This window comes from Pseudomonas sp. UBA6276 (assembly GCF_002438365.1).
GTDB classification, from domain to species: domain Bacteria; phylum Pseudomonadota; class Gammaproteobacteria; order Pseudomonadales; family Pseudomonadaceae; genus Aquipseudomonas; species Aquipseudomonas coleopterorum.
Genome location: NZ_DJUS01000184.1, coordinates 1 through 20,711 on the forward strand (window position 1 = coordinate 1; position 20,711 = coordinate 20,711).

A 20,711-nucleotide genomic window follows, 5' to 3' on the forward strand; every position below is an offset into this window, starting at 1 on the left:
TGATGGTGCCGACGGTGGAGCGGGGGTTGTGCGACGTCGACTTCTGTTCGATGGAAATGGCCGGCGACAGACCTTCGATGGTGTCGACGTCGGGCTTTTCCATCATCGACAGGAACTGCCGGGCATAGGCCGACAGCGATTCGACGTAGCGGCGTTGGCCTTCGGCGTAGAGGGTGTCGAAAGCCAGGGAGGATTTGCCTGAACCCGACAGCCCGGTGATGACGATCAGTTTGTCACGGGGCAGGGTCAGGTCGATGTTTTTCAAATTGTGGGTTCGAGCCCCACGTACCAGAATCTTGTCCAAGGCGGCCTCGCGCGGCGGGCGTAAACAGGTGAGTATACGGGGCTTGTCAATGGCACCGCACGGTGCGTGCGCGCAAAGATGAAGAAGGCGCGTCATAGCGTCGCCATCTGTGCCGTTAATGGGTGGGACTGGTAGAATCGTCACCGGTTCACACGAGGTTTATCCATGCACGATCCCCACAGCGAACGCATGAGCAGCGGTGAAACCCGCGCAGCCAGCGGGTTGGCCCTGGTGTTCGCTTTCCGCATGCTGGGCATGTTCATGGTCTTGCCGGTACTGGCGACCTATGGCATGGACCTGGCAGGTGCCACCCCGGCCTTGATCGGTCTGGCGATCGGCGCCTATGGCTTGACCCAAGCCTTTCTGCAAATCCCTTTCGGGGTCATTTCCGACCGCATCGGCCGTCGCCCAGTGATCTACGGCGGGCTGGTGATCTTCGCCATCGGCAGTGTGGTCGCGGCCCAGGCCGATTCCATCTGGGGCGTAATCGCAGGACGCATCCTGCAGGGTGCCGGGGCGATATCGGCGGCGGTCATGGCTCTGCTCTCGGACCTGACTCGCGAGCAGAACCGCACCAAGGCGATGGCCATGATTGGCATGAGCATCGGTGTGTCCTTCGCCGTGGCGATGGTGGTCGGGCCGCTGCTGACCCGCGCCTTCGGCCTGCATGGGCTGTTCCTGGCGACCGGTGTGCTGGCTCTGGTCGGCATCGTGCTGGTGGCCTTCGTCGTGCCCAAGGCAACGGCCCACACTCGGCATCGCGAGTCGGGCGTGGCCCGGGGCGAGATGCTGGCCACGCTCAAGCACCCCGACCTGCTGCGCCTGGACCTGGGCATCTTCGTCCTCCACTCGATCCTGATGGCCAGCTTCGTTGCGTTGCCGCTGGCGCTGGTGGAGCGCGCCGGATTGCCCAAGGAACAGCATTGGTGGGTTTACCTGACGGCGCTGGTCGTATCTTTTTTCGCAATGATTCCGTTCATCATCTACGGCGAAAAGAAGCGCAAGATGAAGCGTGTTCTGCTGGGCGCGGTGGCAACCCTGATGCTGGTGGAGCTGTTCTTCTGGGCGTTCGGCGACGGTCTCAAGGCGCTGGTGATCGGTACGGTGGTGTTCTTCACCGCGTTCAACCTGCTCGAGGCGTCGCTGCCTTCGTTGATCAGCAAGGTTTCGCCGGCCGGTGGCAAGGGGACGGCCATGGGGGTGTATTCCACTAGTCAATTCCTGGGGTCGGCCATGGGCGGCATCCTGGGTGGCTGGTTGTTCCAGCACGGTGGCCTGGGTGTGGTCTTCATCGGATGCGCGGCGCTGTGCGCCCTGTGGCTGGCCATAGCTGTTACTATGCGCGAACCACCCTACGTGACCAGTCTGCGCTTGCCGCTTTCGCCCCAAGCGATGCGCGAGACGGGATTGGCCGAGCGGTTGAAAACCGTGCCCGGTGTAACAGATGCGGTGGTGGTAGCAGAAGAAGCTGCCATCTATATCAAATTGGACAAAGAAATTTTGGATCGCACCGCCCTCGAGCGCCTGGTCAACCCAGCGCCGACTGCGTGCGAAGCCTAGGAGAACGATATGGCCCGTGGGGTTAACAAAGTCATTTTGGTCGGCACCTGTGGTCAGGATCCGGAAGTTCGCTACCTGCCCAACGGCAACGCGGTCACCAACCTGAGCCTGGCCACCAGCGAGCAGTGGACCGACAAGCAGAGCGGCCAGAAGGTCGAGCGTACCGAGTGGCACCGTGTGTCGATGTTCGGCAAGGTCGCGGAGATCGCCGGTGAGTACCTGCGCAAAGGCTCGCAGGTGTACATCGAAGGCAAGCTGCAGACCCGCGAGTGGGAAAAGGACGGTATCAAGCGGTACACCACCGAGATCATCGTCGACATGCAGGGCACCATGCAGCTGTTGGGCGGCCGTCCGCAGAACAACGACCAGCAGGGCGGCGGTGGCAACAACTACCAGCAGTCGGCACCGGCCCCACGCCAGCAGGCGCCGCGTCCACAGCAGTCGGCACCGCAGCAGCGTTCGGCTCCGCCTGCCCAGCAGCAGCCGGCGCAGCAACCGGCTCCGGACTTTGACAGCTTTGATGATGATATTCCGTTCTAAGCTGCCTGCCTGAACCGAAAAAGCCCCGCTGCCACCCGGCAGCGGGGCTTTTTGTTGCTCGCCAAAAAGCAGGCGAGCTCGCGGCTTCCAACCAGCCTTCGCGGGCTCATTTGGCGTCAGTTTTTCAGCTGTTTTTGCAGCGGCAAAATATAAATATATGCATCGCGTATTTTCTTGCCGCAGCCCCGTCGCTTCACTAAGATTTTTCGAAATTAGCGGTCCTGTTGCCCACGTGCTGTCGCTTACAGCGCAATGCCTGCAGCCGATACACCCCTTCGAACGGAATCATTCCATGGCATCAGGTCATCGCTTTCATGCGCTCGACAGTCTTCGCGGCATCTGCGCATTGGCGGTGGTGTTGTACCACCTGCATGTGGTGGGCAGCCTGACCGAGCTGGCGTTCTTTCGCAGTGCCGATCTGTTCGTCGACTTCTTCTTCGTGCTCAGCGGGTTCGTGATCACTCATGCCTATGGTGCGCGGCGCGATCTGGACCTGCGGCGGTTCTTCATTCTGCGTACGTTTCGGCTGGCGCCACTGCACGTGTGCCTGCTGGGAGTGTTCATCGTCTTCGAGTTCGTGAAGTGGGGCGCGGCGCAGCAGGGGGTCAGCTTCAACAAGGAGCCGTTCACCGGCATGTATGCGCCTTCGCAGATCCTGCCTAACCTGTTGCTGATCCAGGCATGGACGCCGTTGACCGAGAACATGTCGTTCAACTACCCCTCCTGGAGCATCAGCATCGAGTACTACATGTATCTGATTTTCGCCGCGGTGGTGCTGTGCACGTCGGCGCGGCGGGTGCTGGTGTGGGCGGGGATCGTCATCGTCGCCGTGGCGATGCTGTACAGCGGGTCGGGGCCGTTTACCGCGCTGGCCTACAAGGGGCTGACCTGCTTCTTCGCTGGTGCCTTGTGCTACAAGGTGTTCGAAGCGCTGCGCCAACGGGTGCAGCTGGGGTTTGGCGTGGCATCGCTGCTGGAAATGCTGGCGGGCGCTTTGATTGTGTGGACCTTGAGCAGCGACAGCCCGAACAAGGCCGTGCTGGCTAGCGTGCTGTTCTGCGTGACTGTGACCTTGTATGCGTTCGATGCCGGCATTGTTTCCAGCCTGCTCAAGGCGCGTCTGTTCGAGTTGCTGGGGCGGCTGTCATACTCGATCTACCTGACCCATGTGATCATTTTGAGTGTGTTGATCCTGCTGTTCATGGTGCTGGAGAAGAAGACCGGGTTGCCACTGGCGCCGGTGTTCGGAGATTTCCGTTATCTGGACAGCGGTTATCCGTGGCTCAACAACCTGCTCGTGGGCCTGGTATTGCTGGCCGTGATCGGAATTTCCTTCGTCACCTACCACTTGGTCGAGGTCAACGGACAGAAGTGGGGGCGTCGTTTACTGGGGCAGCGATTGCCTGCGCGGGCCGTGCCGGGCTGAGGCTGCGGCGCTGCCACGAACCCCTCTTTTTGATAGCGCGTGACGTCAGCGTCAGAAAAACGCAAAATGGCTGTTCGATTCGAGTGCGGGCGAAGGTTTGATCGTCGACCACGCGCCTGCGGTTAATCTGAACTGTCAATTTGAACGGACCTGCTGACTCTATGCGAATGCGCCTTATGCTGTTGGGCGGTGGGAATGCCCTGGGGCATGCGCTGATTCGCCTTGGAGCGGAAGAGGGCATCGGCTTCCTGGCTCCACGTCCACCGGACGCTGGTTGGGATGCGGCCAGCCTCACCGACCTGCTCGATGAAACCCGCCCCGATGCGCTGATCAACCTGGCGTACTACTTCGACTGGTTTCAGGCCGATGCCGTGAGTCAGGCGCGCCTGGACCAGCAGGAGCTCGCGGTGGAGCGTCTGGCCGAGCGATGCCAGGAGCATCAGATCGTGCTGCTGCAGCCTTCCAGCTATCGTGTGTTCGATGGCTCGCGGGCCACTGCCTATAGCGAAAAGGACGAGCCGGTGCCTCTGGGCCTGCGCGGTCAGGCACTTTGGCGAATCGAGCAGAGCGTGCGTGCGGCCTGCCCGCGGCATGTGCTGTTGCGTTTCGGCTGGCTGCTGGACGACAGCGCCGACGGCGTACTGGGCCGTTACCTGCGGCGTGCCGAGTTGCCGCAACCCTTGCCTCTGGCCGATGACCGACGCGGCAATCCGACCCCCGTGGACGATGCTGCACGGGTGATCCTCTCGGTGCTCAAGCAGCTGGACTGTGAAGCGCCGCTGTGGGGCACCTACCACTACGCCGGCAACGAGGCGACCACCGCCCTGGCCCTGGGCCAGGCGATCATCAGCGAAGCCAAGACGATGCATTCGCTGGCGATCGATGCGCCCACCGCGCAGGCCCACGCCGCGCGACCTGATGCAGGGGAAGAACCGCAACACGCGGTACTGGCCTGCAAGAAAATTTTGCACACTTTCGGCATCAAGCCGCGCGCCTGGCGTTCGGGGTTGCCGAGCCTTCTGGACAGATACTACCGACATGGTTGATACACCCATTCTGATCACCGGCGGCGCCGGTTTCATTGGCTCCCATCTGGTCGATGCGTTGTTGGGCGCCGGTCACTCGGTGCGGGTGCTCGATGACTTGTCCACGGGCAAGCGCAGCAACCTGCCGATGGAAAACCCCCGGCTGGAACTGATCGAGGGCGATGTCGCCGACGCCGCGCTGATGACCCAGGTGGTACGCGGCTGCAAGGCGGTGGTGCACCTGGCAGCGGTCGCTTCGGTGCAGGCCTCGGTGGACGATCCGGTGAAAACCCATCAGAGCAACTTCATCGGCACCCTGAACCTGTGCGAAGCGATGCGCCTGGCAGGGGTCAAGCGTGTGCTGTTCGCTTCCAGCGCCGCGGTGTATGGCAACAATGGCGAGGGCGAAGCGGTTGGCGAAGACACCACCAAGGCACCCTTGACGCCCTATGCCTCGGACAAGCTGGCCAGTGAGTACTACCTGGACTTCTACCGTCGCGAGCATGGGCTGGAGCCGGTGGTGTTTCGCTTCTTCAATATCTACGGGCCGCGGCAGGATCCTTCCTCGCCGTACTCGGGCGTCATCAGTATTTTCAGCGAGCGGGCGCAGCGTGGGCAACCGATCAGCCTGTTCGGCGATGGCGAGCAGACCCGCGATTTCTTCTATGTGGGCGATCTGGTGACCTTGCTGATGCAGGGGTTGCAGCAGCCGAATGTGCAGGCGGGGCCGGTGAATGTCGGGCTGAATCAGGCGACTTCATTGAACCAGTTGCTGGCGGGGCTGGGGGCGGTGCTGGGTGGTTTGCCGGCGGTGAGCCATGGGCCGACGCGGGGGGGCGATATCCGTCATTCGCGGGCCGACAATACCCGACTGCTGGAACGCTTCAAACTGGGGCCGGTGACGCCGCTGGAAGAAGGGCTGCGGCGCCTGCTCGGGTTGTAGGCTTTTCACTTTCACGTGCCAGCCCACGCCCGCAACGGGCGAAGGGCGGGCGACGGCAAGCGCGTCTAGAACTTGTAGCCTACACCGACCATGTACACCCACGGGTCGACTTCCAGGTCGACCTTGGTGCGGCCTACGCCCAGCGCCGTAGGACCGTCGACGCTGGCCTTGGTGTCGATGTCGACGTACCAGACCGACGCGTTGACCATCATGTGCTCGCTGAGCATGTAGTCGAACCCCAGTTGCCCGGCGAAGCCCACCGAATCCTGAATCTTCAGGTTGTTGAAGCCCTGTTGCTTGCGCGCACCGCTCAGGTCTTCGTCGTAGAACAGGGTGTAGTTGATGCCCACGCCCGCGTACGGCTGGAAGCGCGATGTCGGCGCCAGTGGGTAGTACTGCAGGGACAGGGTGGGAGGCAGTTGCTTGACGTCCGCCAGTTTCCCGTCCAGCCCGGCGATGCCGGTGGCAGCGCTGACTCCGCGCACGCCCACGGTGTGCTGGAACGGCGTGGCTGCCAGCAGCTCGATGCCGACGTGGTCGGTGAGCATGTAGGCGAAGGCCAGGCCCAGTTGGGTGTCGCTGTCCAGGGTGGCCTTGGTGCCCGCGACCTTGGCGCCGTCCAGCTTGAGTTGGCCGCTGTCTTCATTGGGGGCGGTGGTGGCGGCGCCGGCGCGGATGATCAGATCGCCGGCCTGGTGTGCCTGGGCCAGGGGGGTTGCCAGCGCCATGGCAATCAGTGAGGCGCCGAGCAAGGACTTGTTCATGGGAGCTCCATTGGGCAATGCGAAGGAAATTCGCCCAATGGTAGTCAGTGCACCGGCTCGGTTTTTTGATCTGGCTCAATAAAAGGCCAATGGCTCAGTCCGGCAGTTCGTAGGGGTAGATCTTCGCAGCAGCCATCTGGTAGCCGGCCTGCGCCAGCTCGCTGGTGCTGGCCTTGACCTGCATCGGCCCTTCGATCCAGTAAGGCTGGTAGAGCTCTTCGACCTTCACCCCGACGGCGGTGGTCACATGCACGATCTGGTTCGACGGCGGGGGCGGCACATGGATGCAGGCGCCGAAGTAAGGCACCAGCAGAAACTCGGTGGTCCGTCCCGACTCGTTGACCTCCAGCGGCACGATGTAGCCGGGGATGCGCAGCTGCTGACCGTCCAGTGCTTGGACCACCGGTGCGTCCGGCGCCTGCTGATGGGCGGCGGGCCCGGCTTCGGCCAGCGCGGTGCCCATCTGCGCCAGGTCGTGCATGGGTGTCATCTGCGGTACCAGCTTGGGCGCATCCGGCGGGATCAGTGCCTCCCAGCTGACTTCCTTGAGCTCGGCCGCAGACAGCGACAGGCTGGTCAGCAGCAACAGGGCCATTACCGCGCGCAACATAGGTTGAATCCTCACAGGTGGATCGACAGGCCGTCGGCCAGGGATTGCCGATAGGCACGCCAGGCCGGTATCGCGCCCATGACCACAGCGGCTGCGAGGATGATCCCCAGCAACGACCACTCATAGGCACTGGGCAGGCTCAAGGGCAGGTACAGGCCGTAGTTGGACTGCACGTAGCCTTGGGCGCAGGCAATGCTCAGGTACAACAATGCCATGCCGGCCAGGATCCCCACCAGCGCCAGGGCGAAGGCTTCAAGAATCAGCAAACCGGCGATGTGCCAGGGACGGGCGCCGACCGAACGCAGAATGGCCATCTCGCGGCGGCGCTCGTTGAGGCTGGTGACGATCGCCGTGAGCATGCCGATCAGACCGGTGAGCACGACGAACACCGAAATGACGAACAGGGCTTGTTCCGCCGTGCCCATCAGACTCCACAGCTCTTGCAGGGCGACGCCGGGAAGAATCGCCATCAGGGGTTCGCCGCGAAAGTCGTTGATGTCGCGTTGGAGGGCGAAGGTGGCGATCTTGCTGTTGAGGCCGACCATGAAGGCGGTGATGGCGCTGGGTGTCAGGTCCATGTTGCGCGCCTGGTCGGCGCTGATTCGTCCGGCGCCGCGGGCCGGTACGCCGTTTTTCCAGTCGATGTGGATGGCTTCCATGCCGCCCAGGCTGATGTGCAGCGTGCGATCGACGGGCGTGCCGGTGCGCGCCAGGATGCCGACGACGGTGAACGGCTTGTCGTCGTGCTTGACCAGGCTGATGGCCGCCACGCCGTGGGCCAGCACCAGTTTGTCGCCGAGTTTGTAGTGCAGGGCGTCGGCCACCTCCGCGCCGAGCACGACTTCGAAAGGATCGGTCTGGAAGGCGCGGCCCTGGGCCAGTTGAAGGGACTGATGACGGCCGTACTGGTAGTGCTCGAAATAACTCTGGTTGGTGCCCATGACCCGGTAGCCGCGGTGGGAGTCACCCAGCGAGATGGGGATGGCCCATTTGACCTGCGGGTTGCTGGCGTAATGCTCGAAGCTGTCCCAGCGGATGTTGTTGGTGGCGTTGCCGATGCGAAACACCGAGTAGAGCAGCAGATTCACCGAGCCGGAGCGGGCGCCGACGATCAGGTCGGTACCGCTGACGGTGCTGGCGAAGCTGGCGCGGGCTTCGTGGCGCACACGTTCCACAGCCAGCAGCAGGCACACCGACAGGGCAATGGCGAAGGCGGTCAGAAATGCGGTGAAGCGGCGATTGGCCAGGCTGGCCAGGGCAAGACGAAGCAGGTACATCAAGACACCTCGGATGAGGCAGGGCGCGCTGCGCGATTGAGCTCGGCCAGGGATAGATGGCGGTCGAACAAGGGGGCCAGGCTTTGATCGTGACTGACGAACAGCAGGCTCGAGCCCGCTGCGCGGCATTCGGCGAACAGCAGTTGGATGAAGGCTTCGCGGGCATCGCTGTCCAGGGCCGAAGTCGGCTCGTCGGCGATCACCAGTTCGGGCTGGCCGATCAGCGCGCGTGCGGCGGCGACCCTTTGCTGCTGACCGATGGACAGGGTGTCGGCGCGACGCTGGAGCAGGTCCGGGTCGCGCAGTCCCAGGTGAGCCAGCAGTTGGGTAGCCGCCTGGGCAACACTGCCATGGCGCTGCCCGGCGCGATCGGCGCGGCGTCGGGAGAAGCGGCAGGGCAGTTCCACGTTTTCGCGCACCGACAGGAACGGCAGCAGGTTGAATTGCTGGAAGATGTAGCCGGTGTGTTCGACGCGAAACCGGTCACGGGCGGCGAAGCTCAGCTCGCTCAGGTTCTGACCGAGCAGGTGGACGCTGCCGTGCTGCGGGCTGTGCACACCACCGAGCAAGCCGAGCAGGGTGGTTTTGCCACTGCCGCTGGGGCCTTTGAGAAAGAGGGTTTCCCCCCGCTCCAGGCGGAATGCGGGGATATCCAGCAACATCGCTTGGCCGGGCCAGGCAAAGCCCAGTTCGGCCAGCTCGATCAATGCATCGCTCATGGGTCAGAATTTCAGGCTGCTTTGCGTGGGAGTGAGGTCCGTGCCCTGTTGGCCGGACGGGCCGATCAGTTGTACCTGAATTTTCTGGGTGGCGGGGAAGGTGCTGAACAGGCGCGCAAGGTCCAGGTGGTCGAGGGCCTTCGGCGACGCGCAGGTGAAGTGGTAGTGGGCGTGAATCTCGCTGTGCTCGTGATGGTGCTCATCGCCTTGCTTGGCTTCGGTGGCGCCGTGCTCGTGATCCGGCTTGTCGCCGAACAGCGGGCTTTCCAGTTCCTGGTCGGTGACCTTGCAGCCCGCTGCGGCGGGCAAGCTGAACAGCGCCAGGGGTTGCTCCAGGGTCTTGCGGGCTGCGGCGACCTTGGCTTTGTCGGCATCGCTGCTGGCGGCGTGTTCGAAGCCCACCAGGTTCATGGCCGGGCTTTGCAGCTCCAGTTCCAGCGTCTGGCCATCCAGGGCAGCGTCGAGGCGGGCCACGCCATGTTCATGGGCGCCGAGGCTGCCGTGCTCGTGTTCATGCTCGTGATCGTGGCCCTCCTCGTGGGCGTGGGCGACGAGGGGCAGCAGGGCAAAGGGCAGGGCAAGCATGAGACGGCGCATAAGGGAATCTCGTCAGCGATATGGAGACGCAATGTTATAACAAATTTACATTTCGTGACCATGCTTGGGGAAAGATTCATGTTCGCTTCAGGCAGCGGGCGCGGACGGCGTGATGTCGAAGGCGGGATTGCTTCACCGGCGGGGCGCTGCTACAACGAGGCCTCGTTATGAAAGGGCATCCGCATGATCAGAATCAAAGGCACCGTCGGCAATCTGCCGGTGGACCTGGCCATAGAAATGGACGCCCAGGATTGGGCGCACCTCACCGGCCCATTGGCGACGGCTGTCGAAGCTGCGCCGACGTCGGCAGCGACGCCCGCGCCGGGCAAGGGCAAGGCGCAGGACGACGGCGCCTGGCGCAGCGTGCTGTTGCTGCTGGAGCAGGCAGGGCGTATCGAGGGTCCGGCGTTGCTGGATCAGGTCCAGGGGTTGGTGGGTGACGTGGCGGCCGGCAAGCGAATGCTGGTGCGCTTGCGCCATTGCCCGCAGGTAAAGGTGGAAGCCGGCGCGGATGCGCCGGTCTATTGCTGGGTCGGCTAGCGGGACGGACCGCTCGCCTGGCAGGCCCTGCGCAACCCATCAGTACAGGGCGGCGAACAACTTGCGGCGGTAGGTGGTCACCAGCGGGTGATCGTTGCCGAGCAATTCGAACACTTGCAGCAAGGTCTTGTGCGGCAGCCCTTCGCTGTAGCTGCGATTGCGCATGAACAGGTGGAGCAAGCCATCGAGGGCGGCTTCGTAGTGCTGGCGCGACAGCTGCTGGATGCACAACTGGTACGCCGCTTCGTCGTCGCCCGCGTCGCGAGCCAGGCGGGCCTTGAGATCGGCCACGTCGGGCAGGGCCTTCGCCTGGCGCAGGAACGTCAGCTGCGCCTTGGCACCGGCCAGCGCAGCCTTGTGCTCGTCGCCGCTGACGGCGTCGAGCACCTGCTGCGCTTCGTCCAGCTCGCCGCGTTCGGCCAGGCAGCGGGCGAACAGGATCAACGCCCCAGGGTTGGCATTGTCTTCGGCCAGCAGCCCCTTCAAGGTCTGCTCGGCTTCGCCGAAACGGCTCTCGCTGAACAGCGCCTGCGCCAGTTCCAGCGGATCGGCTGCTGGCGGTGGCGGCATCTGTACGTGAGGTTCGAGCAGCGCGCGGATGGCCGATTCGGGCTGGGCGCCTGCGAAGCCATCCACGGGTTGACCATCCTTGAACAACACTACGGTGGGCAGGCTGCGAATGCCGAAGCGGCCGACGATGTCGGGCTCGGCGTCGCAGTCGACCTTGGCCAGAACCAATTCGCCGGCATAGCTTTCGGCGATCTGTTGCAGCAAGGGCATCAGCACCTTGCAGGGGGCGCACCACTCGGCCCAGAAGTCCACCAGCACGGGCTTGATGTAGGAATTCTGGATGACGGCCTGATCGAAATCGGCAGTGGTCACGTCGAAGATGTAGGGGGTTTCTTGACTCATGTGAATCTCGAGGATCAGCGGTTCGGTGGACTATAAGGGATTCGAATCAGGCCCACCACCGCCGCTCGGATGGCCAGGTGGCGGGCGCTGTCAGGCCGTTTCAGGGGGCTTTGATCATTTCCAGGTTGCCCAGCAGTTGGGTGGTCGGTTGGCTGATCTGCACCGCAGGCAGGTGCAGGATCAACTGCCCCGACTGGCTGGCGCGGGCGCGCAACTCGACCCGCGAGCCTGCCGGGAAAGCTTCGGCAGCAAAGCGCAGCTGAAAGGGCAGTGGTTGCGCGGTGCCGCGTTGCTTGGCGCTGGCCAGCAGCTTTTGCGGACGTCCCTTCGAATCGATCACCAGCAAGGCCATTTCAACCTCGGCACCGGCAGGCACGCCGAGCAGGTTGCCGCTGAGCTGACGCTGGTAGGCAGGCAACGGGCCGAGTTCGACGGGGGCCTTGATAACCGGCGCAGGCGCGGCTGCGGGCGGTGTGGCGCTGGCCGCAGGCTTGGGCGCATCACTGCTGCAGGCGGCGAGCAGGCTGAAAAGAGCGAGCAGAACGAGCGACTTGGACGGCATTTCGAGATCCAACAAAAGTAGATCCGTCTGTATACCGCAAAGGCTCGGGCTTGTCTTGCCAGTGGGATGCGCTACCATGGCCCTCCCTTTTTTTGTTGCCTGCCACCATGCACTGTCCCTTCTGCGGTGCCAACGACACCAAGGTCATCGATTCACGCCTGGTCGCCGAGGGCGAGCAAGTTCGCCGGCGCCGTGAGTGCCTGGCCTGTGGTGAGCGTTTCACCACCTTCGAAACCGCCGAACTGGTGCTGCCACGGCTGATCAAGCAAGACGGCAGCCGCCAGCCCTTCGACGAGGAAAAGCTGCGCGCCGGCATGCAGCGGGCCCTGGAAAAACGCCCGGTCAGCGTCGAGCGTCTTGAGGCGGCGTTGGTGCACATCAAGCATCAGTTGCGCGCCACGGGCGAGCGCGAGGTCAAGTCGCTGGTCGTGGGCGAGTGGGTCATGACCGAGCTGCAGAAGCTCGATGAAGTGGCCTACATCCGTTTCGCTTCGGTCTACCGGCGCTTCCAGGATCTGGACGAATTCCGTGAGGAAATCGACCGCCTCGCCCGTGAGCCGGCCAAGGAGTGACCTGCATGTCCGATCTGGCAGCCAACGACGCCCGGCACATGGCCCGTGCCCTGGAACTGGCACGCAAGGGGGTGTATTCCACGCACCCCAACCCGCGCGTGGGGTGCGTGATCGTGCGGGACGGCAAAACGGTTGGCGAAGGCTGGCATGTCCAGGCCGGAGGCCCTCATGCCGAAGTTCATGCACTGCGTCAGGCCGGTGATCGCGCCCGCGGTGCTACGGCCTATGTAACGCTGGAGCCGTGCAGCCACCATGGACGTACACCGCCGTGCGCCGAGGCGTTGGTCGAAGCAGGGGTGGCGCGGGTGGTGGTGGCGATGCAAGACCCCAATCCGCAGGTGGCGGGGCAGGGCCTGGAACGTCTGCGGCAAGCGGGCATCGCCGTTACCTGTCCGCTGCTCGCGACCGAGGCGCGTGCGCTGAACCTCGGTTTTCTCAAACGCATGGAGCACGGCCAGCCATACATTCGGGTGAAACTGGCCATGAGCCTGGACGGGCGCACGGCCATGGCCAGCGGCGAGAGTCAATGGATCACCGGGCCCGCTGCGCGCTCGGCGGTGCAGCGCCTGCGGGCGCAATCCAGTGCAGTGCTGACCGGCGCCGACAGTGTGATCGCCGACGGCGCCCGCATGACCGTACGCGCCGCCGAGCTGGGGCTGGATGCCGAGACCGTCGAACTGGCGACCCGCCGCATCCCGTTGCGTATCCTGATCGACGGTCGCCTGCGGGTGCCGCTGGATGCACCGTTCTTCCAGGCAGGGCCCGCGCTGGTGGTGACCTGCGCAGACGCGGCAGCGCATCCGCAATACGCCCATGGTGGCCATGAGTTGCTGAGTTTGTGTGGCGAGGACGGCCGGGTCGACCTGCCGCAACTGTCCATCGAGCTGGCACGGCGAGGCATCAATGAAGTGCTGGTGGAAGCCGGGGCGAGCCTGGCCGGTGCCTTCGCGCGGCAAGGCCTGGTGGATGAATACCAGCTGTTCATCGCCGCCAAGTTCATGGGCTCCACGGCGCGACCTTTGCTCGACTGGCCGCTGGAGCGCATGAGCGAAGCGGCGCCTTTGCAGATCATCGAAATGACTGCGGTGGGCGACGACTGGCGGGTGATCGCCGTCCCGGCCCCGAACCCCGCGCTACAGCCCGCTACGGTGCCGACAAAGCGCGTATAATTTTCGGCTTGCGCCTGGCGCCAGCCCAGTTCTGGAGGAGAACTCATGTTCACCGGTATCATCGAATCCATCGGCAGCATCCGTGCGTTGACCCCCAAGGGCGGTGACGTGCGCGTCCACGTGGACACCGGCAAGCTCGACCTGGGTGACGTCAAGCTGGGCGACAGCATCGCCATCAACGGCGTCTGCCTCACGGCTGTCGAACTGCCAGGCCATGGTTTCGTTGCCGACGTCAGCCGCGAAACCCTGGACTGCACCGCCTTCCACCAGCTCAAGAACGGCAGCCGGGTCAATCTGGAAAAGGCCCTGACCCCCACCACGCGTCTGGGTGGGCACCTGGTCAGCGGCCATGTCGACGGTGTCGGCGAAGTGGTTTCGCGCCAGGAAAATGCCCGAGCCGTGGAATTCCGTATCCGCGCGCCCAAGGAACTGGCCAAGTACATCGCCCACAAGGGTTCGATCACCGTCGACGGCACCAGCCTGACCGTGAACGCCGTGGACGGCGCCGAGTTCGAGTTGACGATCATCCCGCACACGCTGAGCGAAACCATCATGGACGACTACCGTCCCGGTCGCCTGGTCAACCTCGAGGTCGATCTGCTGGCGCGCTACCTGGAGCGACTGCTGCTGGGCGACAAGGCCAGCGAGTCGAGTCATGGCGGGATCAGCGAAAGCTTTCTGGCCGCCAACGGCTACCTGAAATCCTGAACAGTCTGCTGTTCTGAACACAAGGGGGTGCCGCGTGGCGCTCAACACGATCGAGGAACTGGTGGAAGATATCCGCCAGGGCAAGATGGTCATCCTGATGGATGACGAAGACCGCGAAAACGAAGGCGACCTGATCATGGCCGCCGAATGCTGCAAGGCCGAGCACATCAACTTCATGGCCCGCCATGCGCGCGGCCTGATCTGCATGCCGATGACCCGCGAGCGCTGCGAGACGCTCAAGCTGCCGCTGATGGCACCGCGCAATGGGTCGGGCTTTGGTACCAAGTTCACCGTGTCCATCGAAGCAGCTACCGGCGTCACCACGGGCATCTCTGCCGCCGACCGCGCACGCACGGTTCAGGCTGCGGCCGCTCGCGAGGCCCGCGCCGAAGACATCGTCAGCCCCGGGCACATCTTTCCGCTGATGGCGCAGGCGGGCGGCACCCTGGCCCGCGCCGGTCATACCGAAGCGGCCTGCGACCTGGCGCGCATGGCCGGCTTCGAGCCGGCCGGGGTGATCTGCGAGGTGATGAACGACGATGGCACCATGTCGCGTCGTGCCGAACTGGAAGTGTTCGCCGCCGAGCATGACATCAAGATCGGCACCATCGCCGATCTGATCCATTACCGGATGATCCATGAACGTACCGTTCAGCGGATTGCCGAGCAGCCGCTGGACAGTGAGCTGGGCCAGTTCAACCTGGTGACCTACCGCGATTCGGTGGAAGGCGACGTGCACATGGCGCTGACCCTGGGCACCGTGCTGGCGGACCAGCCGACCCTGGTGCGGGTGCACAACATGGACCCGTTGCGCGACCTGCTGATGGTCAAGCAGCCTGGCCGCTGGAGCCTGCGGGCCGCGATGAGCGCGGTGGCCGAGGCCGGCAGCGGCGTGGTGCTGCTGCTCGGTCATCAGCAGGACGGTGATGTGTTGCTGGCGCACCTGCGCGAAAGCGCCGGGCAGGCCACGGCAAAAACACCGACCACCTACAGCATCGTTGGCGCCGGTTCACAGATCCTGCGGGACTTGGGCGTGCGCAAGATGCGCCTGCTCAGTTCGCCGATGAAGTTCAATGCGATATCCGGATTCGATCTGGAAGTTGTAGAATACGTGCCCTCCGAATAAAGACTGGCTGCAAGGTTCGCCGCAGTGCCGCCCAGATGGCGGCGTGCTCGAACCGCAGCGTCGATATTCGTGATCCATTATCCGCAAAGGCCGCCCACAGGCGGCCTGGCTCTTTAAGATGAGACAGACCCGAATGACCCTGAAGACCATCGAAGGTACCTTCATCGCCCCCAAAGGTCGCTACGCCCTGGTGGTTGGCCGCTTCAACAGCTTCGTCGTCGAAAGCCTGGTGAGCGGTGCCATCGATGCCTTGGTTCGCCATGGCGTCAGCGAAAGCGACATCACCATCATTCGCGCCCCCGGTGCGTTCGAGATCCCGCTGGTTGCACAGAAAGTCGCCCAGCAAAGCGAATACGCCGCGATCATCGCCCTGGGCGCCGTCATTCGGGGCGGCACGCCGCACTTCGAATACGTCGCTGGTGAATGCACCAAGGGCCTGTCCCAGGTGTCGATGGAGTTCGGCGTGCCGGTCGCCTTCGGCGTACTGACCGTGGACACCATCGAGCAGGCCATCGAGCGTTCCGGCACCAAAGCCGGCAACAAGGGCGCCGAAGCTGCGCTGTCGGCCCTGGAAATGGTCAGCCTGCTGGCGCAGTTGGAGGCCAAGTGATCAACGACGAAAGCGATCGCTTCAACCCGCGCGATCCCAAGCCTGCAGACGCCGGCAAGCCTTCGCGCAGCGCCAAGCGTCGCGAAGCCCGCCAGTTGGCGACCCAGGCCCTGTACCAGTGGCACATGGCCAAGCACTCGTTGAACGAGATCGAAGCGCAGTTTCGCGTCGATAACGACTTCAGCGATATAGATGGCGCGTACTTCCGCGAAATCCTGCACGGTGTGCCGGCCAGCCGCGATGAAATCGACAGCGCGCTGGCGCCCTGCCTGGACATCACCATCGAGGAGCTCGATCCGGTCGAGCTCGCCGTGCTGCGCCTGTCCACCTGGGAACTGCTCAAGCGTGTCGACGTGCCGTACCGCGTGGTCATCAACGAAGGCATCGAGCTGGCCAAGGTGTTCGGTTCCACCGACGGCCACAAGTTCGTCAACGGCGTGCTCGACAAGCTGGCGCCGAGCCTGCGTGGCCCGGAAGTAGCAGCGCACAAGCGCTGATCGCGGACATGCAGCCCATGGGCGAATTCGAGCTGATCCGACACTATTTCGCCGCGGCGTCCTGTGCGCGGGCCGGCGAGGGTGTCGCCTTGGGCATCGGCGACGACTGCGCCTTGCTGGCACTGGCGCCGGGTGAGCAGATGGCGGTTTCCACCGACACCTTGGTGGCGGGCGTGCATTTTCCCGACGGTGCCGATCCTTTCCTGCTGGGCCAGCGCGCCCTGGCCGTTGCGGCCAGCGACCTGGCCGCCATGGGCGCCAGCCCCCTGGCCTTTACCCTGGCCCTGACCTTGCCCAGCGTTTCGGCGCAATGGCTGGAAGAGTTCGCCAGCGGCCTGGATGCCATGGCCGAACGCTGCGCCCTGCGCCTGGTCGGCGGCGACACGACCCGTGGCCCGCTGAGTTTGACCCTGACAGTCTTCGGCAGCATTCCTCAAGGCCAGGCCCTGACCCGCAGCGGCGCCCGACCGGGAGATCTGCTCTGCGTGGGCGGTAGGCTGGGCAACGCCGCAGGCGCCCTGCCACTGGTGCTGGACCAATGTCGCGCCGAGCCGGAGGTGGCCGGGCCGTTGCTGGCGCACTACTGGTCGCCGATGCCGCAGTTCGTACTGGGCCAGGCATTGCGTAGCCGGGCCAGCGCAGCGCTGGACATCTCCGACGGCCTGCTGGCCGACTGCGGCCACATCGCCAGGGCCTCGAAAGTCGCCTTGCGGGTGGAACGCGAGCGGCTACCGGTGTCCAATGCCCTGCAGGCGCTGCTGGGATTGGAAGGTGCCTGGTCGGCAGCCCTGAGTGGGGGTGACGACTATGTACTGGCGTTCACCCTGCCTCCTGAAGAAGAAGCCACCCTGCGCGCGCAGGGCGAGGTGTTTTTCGTCATCGGCCAAGCGAGTGTTGGCGAAGGCGTCACGCTGGTCGATCATCACGGCCAGGACATCACCCCGACCATCCGGGGCTACCAACATTTTGCGGAGACACCGTGACAGACCATCCCAACCAGGTTCCAGCGGAGTTCGTGCCCCCTTCGGTGTGGCGTAATCCATGGCATTTCCTGGCCTTCGGTTTCGGCTCCGGAACCTTGCCCAAGGCGCCGGGCACCTGGGGGTCGATGGTCGCCGTGCCGTTCATTCCGTTGTGGCAGATGCTCCCCGATTGGGGCTACTGGCTGATGCTGGGTGTGAGCATGCTGTTCGGCATCTGGCTGTGCGGCAAGGTCGCCGACGATTTGCGTGTGCACGACCATGAAGGCATCGTCTGGGACGAGATGGTGGGCATGTGGATCACCCTGTGGCTGGTGCCCGAAGGTTGGGTGTGGTTGCTGGTGGGGTTTCTGGTCTTCCGCTTTTTCGACATTCTCAAGCCGTGGCCGATTCGCTGGATAGATCGCCATGTGCATGGGGGTGTGGGTATCATGTTCGACGATGTGCTGGCCGGGGTCTTCGCCTGGTTGGCCATGCAATTGCTGGTGTGGGGCTGGAGCTTCGTGTGAACCGGCCTGGCTTGGGTCGGCTATGAGGGCGCAACGGATGGGTCGATGGCGATGGCTGCTGGGCGCAGCGGTGCTGATCTGCGGGGCGGCCATCGCAGGCGCGTTGCCGCAGCCGGCCCGCATCGATCTGGTCAGTGAGGCATGGGAGGACTACACCGACGCCGATGGCAAGGGCTTGGCCTGGGACGTGTTGCGAGAAGTGTTCCAGCCGGCGGGTGTCACCGTGGTCATCCACACCGCGCCTTACATCCGCTCGGTGGGGTTGGTGCAGCAGGGCCAGGCCGATGCCTGGGTCGGTTCGTACCAGAACGAGACGCAGGCCCTGTACCCACGTTGGCATTACGACACCGATCACATCTACGCCCTGAGCCTGGTCGACAAGCCTCAGGTCGATTTCACCAGTCTGGGTGGCTATCGCCTGGCCTGGGTGCGGGGCTACCAGTTCCAGAAATACCTGCCGAACGTGAAAATCTACAACGAGGTTCAGCGCCGCAACGGCATTCTGCCCATGCTCGAACACGACCGTGCCGACTATTACGTCGATGCCCTGACCGAAATCGAAGTCATCCTGCGAGAGGCGGCCGATCCCGCCCGTTTCAAGCGTATACACGTGGCCGAGCTGCCGTTGTACCTGGGCTTCAACGACAGCGCACGTGGGCGGGCGTTGCTGGCCATCTATGACCAGCGCATGGAGCAATTGGTCCAAGGCGGACAGTTGCGCGGGATCTACCAGCGCTGGGGCCAACCTTATCCATTCGATGCCCCCCAGCCAGCGCCTTGACCGGCGTGTGTAAAGCGCGCCACGATCATCCGCTGAGCAGGCCCGCAGAGCTGCTGTTACAATACTGCCCTTGTCAAGTTCATCAAGAATCAGGAGCACCCGGTGCCCGTCGTTTTTGTCGCTGCTTCTCAGCTTCCCACGCCTTTCGCTTTGTTCACCATGCATGGTTTTCTCGATGAGGCCACAGGCCGCGAGCATGTCGTGCTCAGCCTGGGCGATGTGGCTGACGGTGCACCCGTGTTGGGGCGCCTGCATTCGGAATGTCTGACGGGGGATGCGCTGTTCAGCCAGCGCTGTGACTGCGGATCGCAGCTCGAGGCCGCGTTGCAGGCCATTGCCCGTGAAGGCCGTGGCGTATTGCTGTATCTGCGTCAGGAGGGTCGAGGTATTGGCTTGCTGAACAAGATCCGTGCCTATGAACTGCAGGACGGCGGTGCCGATACGGTCGAGGCCAACGAGCGCCTGGGCTTCGCTGCCGATCAACGCGACTACGGCATGTGCGAACCGATGCTCGAACACCTGGGTGTCAAAGCCTTGCGCTTGATGACCAACAACCCGCGCAAGGTCAAAGCGTTGACCGACATGGGCATCAACGTTGCCGAGCGGGTGCCACTGCACACCGGGCACAACCCCCACAACAAATACTACCTGGCGACCAAGGCCGGCAAGCTTGGCCACATGATGGGCAACGAGCATCAGGGCGAAGTCGTCGGCACGATCCGCAAGGGTAGCGAAGGGCTGTAGTGTGCAATGCAGGGCCGACGCCGTCGGCCCTGCATTGCGATGTCGTCAGCGCTGCAACAGACGCTGACGCAGGGTGATGGCGGCTTCGATGCCGGCGGCATCCAGGCCGCACTCGGCCAGCATCTGCGCCGGCTTGGCGTGTTCCACGTAGGTGTCCGGCAAGCCCAGGTGCAATACAGGCTTGAGCACGCCTTCGCGGGCCAGGAACTCGCTGACCGCCGAACCGGCACCGCCCATGATGGCGTTCTCTTCCAACGTGACCAGCAGATCGTGACTCTCGGCCAGTTCGCGCACCAGTTGCTCGTCCAGCGGTTTGACGAAGCGCATGTCGGCGACGGTCGCATCCAGCTTTTGCGCCACCTTCAGTGCTTCGGCCAGCTGCACGCCGAACACCAGAATGGCAACGCCACGACCTTTCCGACGGACCACGCCCTTGCCGATCTCGATGCTGTCCAGGCCCTGGTGAATCGCCGCGCCCGGACCGTTGCCGCGTGGGTAGCGCACGGCTGCCGGACCTGGGTAGTGGTGACCGGTGCTGAGCATCAGGCGCAGCTCGTTTTCATCGCTGGGCGTCATCACCAGCATGCCGGGGATGCAGCGCAGGTACGACAGGTCGTAGCTGCCGGCGTGGGTCGGGCCGTCCTCGCCCACCAGGCCGGCGCGGTCGATGGCGAACAGGACGTCGAGGTTTTGCACCGCCACGTCGTGGATCAGTTGATCGTAACCGCGCTGGAGGAACGTCGAGTAGATCGCGACTACCGGCTTGGTGCCCTCACAGGCCATGCCGGCAGCCAAGGTCACCGCATGCTGCTCGGCAATGGCCACGTCGAAATACCGTTCGGGGAAGCGCTCGCTGAACGCCACCAGGTCCGAACCTTCCTTCATGGCCGGGGTGATGCCGACCAGGCGAGGATCGGCTTCTGCCATGTCGCACAGCCATTGCCCGAATACGCCCGAGTACTTCGGCCCGCTGGTCTTGGCGGGAGCGGCGACCGGCGCGTCTAGCGGGTCGAGCTTGGTGATGGCGTGGTAGCCGATCGGGTCGACCTCGGCCGGGGCGAACCCCTTGCCCTTCTTGGTGACCACGTGCAGGAACTGCGGACCCTTGAGGTCGCGCATGTTGCGCAGGGTGGCGACGAGGGTCGGCAGGTCATGGCCGTCGATCGGACCGATGTAGTTCCAGCCCAGTTCTTCGAACAGGGTCCCGGGAACCAGCATGCCCTTGGCGTATTCCTC

24 protein-coding genes and 1 pseudogene are annotated in these 20,711 nt (G+C 63.9%); 16 read left to right on the forward strand and 9 right to left on the reverse strand.

Features of this window, described 5'->3' with window-relative positions; translation table 11 throughout:
• Positions 1-304 (reverse strand): annotated as a pseudogene (locus B2V21_RS20495) (excinuclease ABC subunit UvrA); the annotation flags it as partial.
• A gap of 165 nt (positions 305-469) precedes the next feature.
• Here B2V21_RS20495 and B2V21_RS20500 point away from each other — a divergent pair.
• The 5 genes from B2V21_RS20500 (at position 470) to B2V21_RS20520 (ending at position 5,798) form a co-directional block, all read left to right on the forward strand.
• Positions 470-1,864, forward strand: coding sequence for an MFS transporter (locus B2V21_RS20500; RefSeq protein ID WP_056843959.1), 1,395 nt, complete (start codon positions 470-472; stop codon positions 1,862-1,864).
• Positions 1,865-1,873: 9 nt separating this feature from the next.
• On the forward strand, positions 1,874-2,404 hold the full coding sequence (locus tag B2V21_RS20505; RefSeq protein WP_043192553.1) for a single-stranded DNA-binding protein: 531 nt from the start codon (positions 1,874-1,876) through the stop codon (positions 2,402-2,404).
• 292 nt (positions 2,405-2,696) lie between these two features.
• Complete coding sequence (locus B2V21_RS20510) at positions 2,697-3,830, forward strand: acyltransferase family protein (RefSeq protein WP_286917879.1); 1,134 nt, start codon at positions 2,697-2,699, stop codon at positions 3,828-3,830.
• Between the two features lie 161 nt (positions 3,831-3,991).
• Positions 3,992-4,876 (forward strand): sugar nucleotide-binding protein, encoded by an 885-nt coding sequence (locus tag B2V21_RS20515; protein WP_056843961.1) that lies wholly within the window; start codon positions 3,992-3,994, stop codon positions 4,874-4,876.
• Positions 4,869-5,798 (forward strand): NAD-dependent epimerase/dehydratase family protein, encoded by a 930-nt coding sequence (locus B2V21_RS20520; RefSeq protein WP_286917880.1) that lies wholly within the window; start codon positions 4,869-4,871, stop codon positions 5,796-5,798. The genes B2V21_RS20515 and B2V21_RS20520 overlap by 8 nt, the downstream gene beginning before the upstream one ends.
• Before the next feature lie 65 nt (positions 5,799-5,863).
• Here B2V21_RS20520 and B2V21_RS20525 read toward each other — a convergent pair whose 3' ends face one another.
• The 5 genes from B2V21_RS20525 to B2V21_RS20545 form a co-directional block, all read right to left on the reverse strand.
• Positions 5,864-6,562, reverse strand: coding sequence for an OmpW/AlkL family protein (locus tag B2V21_RS20525; protein ID WP_122742706.1), 699 nt, complete (start codon positions 6,560-6,562; stop codon positions 5,864-5,866).
• A 94-nt stretch (positions 6,563-6,656) separates the two neighbouring features.
• Positions 6,657-7,172: a DUF3299 domain-containing protein gene (locus B2V21_RS20530; protein WP_286917881.1), complete on the reverse strand. Its 516-nt coding sequence runs from the start codon at positions 7,170-7,172 to the stop codon at positions 6,657-6,659.
• Between the two features lie 11 nt (positions 7,173-7,183).
• On the reverse strand, positions 7,184-8,449 hold the full coding sequence (locus B2V21_RS20535) for an ABC transporter permease (RefSeq protein ID WP_090360663.1): 1,266 nt from the start codon (positions 8,447-8,449) through the stop codon (positions 7,184-7,186).
• Positions 8,449-9,168, reverse strand: coding sequence for an ABC transporter ATP-binding protein (locus B2V21_RS20540; RefSeq protein WP_090360660.1), 720 nt, complete (start codon positions 9,166-9,168; stop codon positions 8,449-8,451). Before B2V21_RS20540 ends, B2V21_RS20535 begins: the two co-directional genes overlap by 1 nt.
• Before the next feature lie 3 nt (positions 9,169-9,171).
• Positions 9,172-9,765 carry a DUF2796 domain-containing protein gene (locus B2V21_RS20545; RefSeq protein ID WP_134723826.1) on the reverse strand — a complete coding sequence of 198 codons (594 nt, stop codon included), beginning with the start codon at positions 9,763-9,765 and terminating at the stop codon, positions 9,172-9,174.
• 183 nt (positions 9,766-9,948) lie between these two features.
• Between B2V21_RS20545 and B2V21_RS20550 the strand changes: the two genes are divergently transcribed.
• Positions 9,949-10,305, forward strand: a complete 357-nt coding sequence (locus B2V21_RS20550) for a hypothetical protein (RefSeq protein ID WP_049860796.1) — start codon at positions 9,949-9,951, stop codon at positions 10,303-10,305.
• 39 nt (positions 10,306-10,344) lie between these two features.
• On the opposite strand, the gene trxA is transcribed toward B2V21_RS20550, so the two are convergent.
• Together trxA and B2V21_RS20560 are read right to left on the reverse strand one after the other, a co-directional pair.
• Positions 10,345-11,217 (reverse strand): thioredoxin, encoded by an 873-nt coding sequence (gene trxA / locus B2V21_RS20555; RefSeq protein WP_282348614.1) that lies wholly within the window; start codon positions 11,215-11,217, stop codon positions 10,345-10,347.
• 100 nt (positions 11,218-11,317) lie between these two features.
• Complete coding sequence (locus B2V21_RS20560; RefSeq protein WP_122742731.1) at positions 11,318-11,779, reverse strand: YbaY family lipoprotein; 462 nt, start codon at positions 11,777-11,779, stop codon at positions 11,318-11,320.
• A gap of 107 nt (positions 11,780-11,886) precedes the next feature.
• On the opposite strand from B2V21_RS20560, the gene nrdR reads away from it, so the two are divergent.
• The 10 genes from nrdR to ribA all read left to right on the forward strand — a co-directional run bounded on the left by nrdR (position 11,887) and on the right by ribA (position 19,475).
• The gene (nrdR, locus tag B2V21_RS20565; protein WP_161804299.1) at positions 11,887-12,351 is read left to right on the forward strand and encodes a transcriptional regulator NrdR; all 465 of its coding nucleotides are present in this window, start codon (positions 11,887-11,889) and stop codon (positions 12,349-12,351) included.
• A gap of 5 nt (positions 12,352-12,356) precedes the next feature.
• Entirely contained in the window at positions 12,357-13,520 is a 1,164-nt protein-coding gene (ribD, locus tag B2V21_RS20570; protein ID WP_286917882.1) for a bifunctional diaminohydroxyphosphoribosylaminopyrimidine deaminase/5-amino-6-(5-phosphoribosylamino)uracil reductase RibD, read from the forward strand.
• A 45-nt stretch (positions 13,521-13,565) separates the two neighbouring features.
• Positions 13,566-14,228 (forward strand): riboflavin synthase, encoded by a 663-nt coding sequence (locus B2V21_RS20575; protein WP_049860799.1) that lies wholly within the window; start codon positions 13,566-13,568, stop codon positions 14,226-14,228.
• A gap of 34 nt (positions 14,229-14,262) precedes the next feature.
• Positions 14,263-15,354 (forward strand): bifunctional 3,4-dihydroxy-2-butanone-4-phosphate synthase/GTP cyclohydrolase II, encoded by a 1,092-nt coding sequence (gene ribBA, locus B2V21_RS20580; RefSeq protein WP_056843970.1) that lies wholly within the window; start codon positions 14,263-14,265, stop codon positions 15,352-15,354.
• A 133-nt stretch (positions 15,355-15,487) separates the two neighbouring features.
• A complete protein-coding gene (ribE, locus tag B2V21_RS20585) occupies positions 15,488-15,964 on the forward strand; it encodes a 6,7-dimethyl-8-ribityllumazine synthase (protein ID WP_049860801.1) in 477 nt (158 codons plus the stop codon).
• Positions 15,961-16,461 (forward strand): transcription antitermination factor NusB, encoded by a 501-nt coding sequence (gene nusB / locus B2V21_RS20590; protein WP_049860802.1) that lies wholly within the window; start codon positions 15,961-15,963, stop codon positions 16,459-16,461. The genes ribE and nusB overlap by 4 nt, the downstream gene beginning before the upstream one ends.
• Positions 16,462-16,478: 17 nt before the next feature.
• Positions 16,479-17,444, forward strand: coding sequence for a thiamine-phosphate kinase (thiL, locus tag B2V21_RS20595; protein ID WP_286917883.1), 966 nt, complete (start codon positions 16,479-16,481; stop codon positions 17,442-17,444).
• Positions 17,441-17,950 carry a phosphatidylglycerophosphatase A family protein gene (locus tag B2V21_RS20600; RefSeq protein ID WP_049860803.1) on the forward strand — a complete coding sequence of 170 codons (510 nt, stop codon included), beginning with the start codon at positions 17,441-17,443 and terminating at the stop codon, positions 17,948-17,950. The genes thiL and B2V21_RS20600 overlap by 4 nt, the downstream gene beginning before the upstream one ends.
• 37 nt (positions 17,951-17,987) lie before the next feature.
• Positions 17,988-18,731 carry a substrate-binding periplasmic protein gene (locus B2V21_RS20605; RefSeq protein WP_282348619.1) on the forward strand — a complete coding sequence of 248 codons (744 nt, stop codon included), beginning with the start codon at positions 17,988-17,990 and terminating at the stop codon, positions 18,729-18,731.
• Positions 18,732-18,833: 102 nt separating this feature from the next.
• A complete protein-coding gene (gene ribA / locus B2V21_RS20610; protein WP_049860805.1) occupies positions 18,834-19,475 on the forward strand; it encodes a GTP cyclohydrolase II in 642 nt (213 codons plus the stop codon).
• A 45-nt stretch (positions 19,476-19,520) separates the two neighbouring features.
• Here ribA and dxs read toward each other — a convergent pair.
• A partial coding sequence (gene dxs, locus B2V21_RS20615) for a 1-deoxy-D-xylulose-5-phosphate synthase (protein WP_286917884.1) occupies positions 19,521-20,711 on the reverse strand: 1,191 nt, incomplete at its 5' end.

What these genes read in the sequence shown, in the direction of transcription:
- B2V21_RS20500 (WP_056843959.1), top strand. Translation starts at nt 470, where the DNA reads ATGCACGATCCCCACAGCGAACGCATGAGCAGCGGTGAAACCCGCGCA.
- B2V21_RS20505 (WP_043192553.1), top strand. Translation starts at nt 1,874, where the DNA reads ATGGCCCGTGGGGTTAACAAAGTCATTTTGGTCGGCACCTGTGGTCAG.
- B2V21_RS20510 (WP_286917879.1), top strand. Translation starts at nt 2,697, where the DNA reads ATGGCATCAGGTCATCGCTTTCATGCGCTCGACAGTCTTCGCGGCATC.
- B2V21_RS20515 (WP_056843961.1), top strand. Translation starts at nt 3,992, where the DNA reads ATGCGAATGCGCCTTATGCTGTTGGGCGGTGGGAATGCCCTGGGGCAT.
- B2V21_RS20520 (WP_286917880.1), top strand. Translation starts at nt 4,869, where the DNA reads ATGGTTGATACACCCATTCTGATCACCGGCGGCGCCGGTTTCATTGGC.
- B2V21_RS20525 (WP_122742706.1), bottom strand. Translation starts at nt 6,562, where the DNA reads ATGAACAAGTCCTTGCTCGGCGCCTCACTGATTGCCATGGCGCTGGCA.
- B2V21_RS20530 (WP_286917881.1), bottom strand. Translation starts at nt 7,172, where the DNA reads ATGTTGCGCGCGGTAATGGCCCTGTTGCTGCTGACCAGCCTGTCGCTG.
- B2V21_RS20535 (WP_090360663.1), bottom strand. Translation starts at nt 8,449, where the DNA reads ATGTACCTGCTTCGTCTTGCCCTGGCCAGCCTGGCCAATCGCCGCTTC.
- B2V21_RS20540 (WP_090360660.1), bottom strand. Translation starts at nt 9,168, where the DNA reads ATGAGCGATGCATTGATCGAGCTGGCCGAACTGGGCTTTGCCTGGCCC.
- B2V21_RS20545 (WP_134723826.1), bottom strand. Translation starts at nt 9,765, where the DNA reads ATGCGCCGTCTCATGCTTGCCCTGCCCTTTGCCCTGCTGCCCCTCGTC.
- B2V21_RS20550 (WP_049860796.1), top strand. Translation starts at nt 9,949, where the DNA reads ATGATCAGAATCAAAGGCACCGTCGGCAATCTGCCGGTGGACCTGGCC.
- trxA (WP_282348614.1), bottom strand. Translation starts at nt 11,217, where the DNA reads ATGAGTCAAGAAACCCCCTACATCTTCGACGTGACCACTGCCGATTTC.
- B2V21_RS20560 (WP_122742731.1), bottom strand. Translation starts at nt 11,779, where the DNA reads ATGCCGTCCAAGTCGCTCGTTCTGCTCGCTCTTTTCAGCCTGCTCGCC.
- nrdR (WP_161804299.1), top strand. Translation starts at nt 11,887, where the DNA reads ATGCACTGTCCCTTCTGCGGTGCCAACGACACCAAGGTCATCGATTCA.
- ribD (WP_286917882.1), top strand. Translation starts at nt 12,357, where the DNA reads ATGTCCGATCTGGCAGCCAACGACGCCCGGCACATGGCCCGTGCCCTG.
- B2V21_RS20575 (WP_049860799.1), top strand. Translation starts at nt 13,566, where the DNA reads ATGTTCACCGGTATCATCGAATCCATCGGCAGCATCCGTGCGTTGACC.
- ribE (WP_049860801.1), top strand. Translation starts at nt 15,488, where the DNA reads ATGACCCTGAAGACCATCGAAGGTACCTTCATCGCCCCCAAAGGTCGC.
- thiL (WP_286917883.1), top strand. Translation starts at nt 16,479, where the DNA reads ATGGGCGAATTCGAGCTGATCCGACACTATTTCGCCGCGGCGTCCTGT.
- B2V21_RS20605 (WP_282348619.1), top strand. Translation starts at nt 17,988, where the DNA reads ATGGGTCGATGGCGATGGCTGCTGGGCGCAGCGGTGCTGATCTGCGGG.